Genomic DNA, 1,348 nt, shown 5'->3' on the forward strand with positions numbered 1-1,348 from the left:
GGTCTACGGCGCGACCCGCCTCGCCCGCCGCCTGGAGCGGGCGCCCCGCGCCTGAGCGGCGGTTGCCGGGTGGGCGCCGCGGCGTTAACCCGGTCGGCGATGCGGTATTATCTCGGCCTCGCCACCACCTTCCACGACCCTGCGCTCGCGCTGATCGGGCCCGACGGCACCGTCCTCTTCGCCGAGGGCGCCGAGCGGTTCCTGCAATACAAGCGCGCCCCGAACTGCGAGCCCGACCCGGCCACCCGCATGGTCGGGCTGCTCGCCGAATTCGTGCCGCAGGGCTCCGAGCTCGTCGTCGCCTCGACCTGGGGGCAGCAATTCACCGAGTTCCTGGAGGGGCAGGGCCGCGGCGGCGCCTTCACCCTCGACGCCTTGAGCCGGCACCCGCCGACGCTCAACCGCTCGTTCGTGCCCGAGCGCGCCGAGCGCATCTTCGTCGCCGAGATGGCGATCGCCCAGGCGCGTGCCGGCTACGGCACCCTGCTGGCGCTCGACCAGGAGACGCGGAGCCGCGGCGGCGACCCGCGGGCGCGGATCGTGCGGCAGGACCGCTTCCCCCACCACCTTACCCACGCGGCCTACGCCCTGTGGGGCAGCCCGTTCTCGGACGCGACGGCGGTGATCGTCGACGGCATGGGCGAGACCGGGGCGGCGGCGCTCTACCGGATGGAGACGGGCCGCATCGCCGAGGTGCGGCGCCACCGCGGTCGCGGCTCGGTCGGCTTCCTCTACGGGCTCGTCACGGACCTGGCCGGCTTCGACCAGCTCAAGGGCGAGGAATGGAAGATCATGGGGCTCGCGCCCTACGGCCGCACTGATCCGGGCCTCGTCGCGCAGCTCCGCCGCCTGTTCTCGGCCGAGAACGGCCGCCTGAAGTTCTCCGACGACGCCACCGTGCGCGATGTCGTCGCGACGATCCTGAGCCGCCGCCCGGCCGACCTCGGCGAGGCCGGCTGGGCCGATCTCGCCAAGAGCGGCCAGGACGTGTTTTCGGAGTTGATGGACGTCCTCGTCGCCGAGGCCTGGGTCCTGAGCCCGCACGAGAACCTGGTGATCGCGGGCGGCTGCGGCCTCAACTCGTCCTACAACGGCCGGGTGCTCGAACGTTCGGAATTTTGCCGGCTTCACGTCCCGTCCGCGCCGGGCGACGACGGCAACGCGATCGGTGCGGCTTGGCTCGCCTACGCCGCCGACAACCCGGACTGGACCGGGCCGGCGCCCGAGACCCGCCCGCTCACCCCCTACCTCGGCTCGCACGTTTCGACCGCGCCGATGGAGCGGCTGGCGGAGTGGGAGCCAAGCGCGCGACGCGTCGGCCACGCGGCGGCGACGCGGGAGGCGGCGA

1 protein-coding gene is annotated in these 1,348 nt (G+C 73.4%); it reads left to right on the forward strand.

Annotated features, from left to right (window positions below):
* Positions 1-99: 99 nt before the first annotated feature.
* The coding region (locus FV222_RS26250) for a carbamoyltransferase N-terminal domain-containing protein (protein WP_147816051.1) at positions 100-1,348 on the forward strand (1,249 nt) is incomplete at its 3' end.

Source organism: Methylobacterium sp. WL103, from assembly GCF_008039885.1.
In the GTDB taxonomy this organism is placed as follows: Bacteria; Pseudomonadota; Alphaproteobacteria; order Rhizobiales; family Beijerinckiaceae; genus Methylobacterium; species Methylobacterium cerastii.